The organism is Desertibacillus haloalkaliphilus, assembly GCF_019039105.1.
GTDB classification, from domain to species: Bacteria; Bacillota; Bacilli; order Bacillales; family KJ1-10-99; genus Desertibacillus; species Desertibacillus haloalkaliphilus.
On sequence record NZ_JAHPIV010000357.1, the window covers coordinates 1 to 373 of the forward strand.

Here is a 373-nt window from a genome sequence, read left to right on the forward strand (position 1 = left end):
CGCATGCCGTGATCAAAACTCAAAGCCACGAAATCTGAGATACGGAGCGGAAACGCCTGCATATCTGGACGATATTGGGGCACGTAGCTAATCGCACGTGCCGCTTCGGGTGTTTGCCAGTCAAATTGACCGGCAGAAAGTGGTAACTGGCCTAACAGCGCACGAAGTAACGTTGTTTTTCCAACACCATTATCACCAATCAGTGCTAATACGTGCCCATTTTCTAGTTTAAAATCAACGTTTTTGTACAGCCATCGGTCGCCAAATTGCATCCCGATGTTTGAGCCAGTTAATAATGTCATTTCTTCAATGCCTCGTCTAATGCCTTCAATTGATCGTATTGCCATTCAGCGTATGTCTTACCGGCTGGCTT

1 protein-coding gene is annotated in these 373 nt (G+C 46.4%); it reads right to left on the bottom strand.

Translation table 11 applies throughout. The annotated features are described in order from the left end of the window. On the bottom strand, positions 1 to 347 hold a 347-nt coding region (locus KH400_RS22320), incomplete at its 3' end, for an ATP-binding cassette domain-containing protein (RefSeq protein ID WP_217228377.1). Positions 348 to 373: the final 26 nt, after the last annotated feature.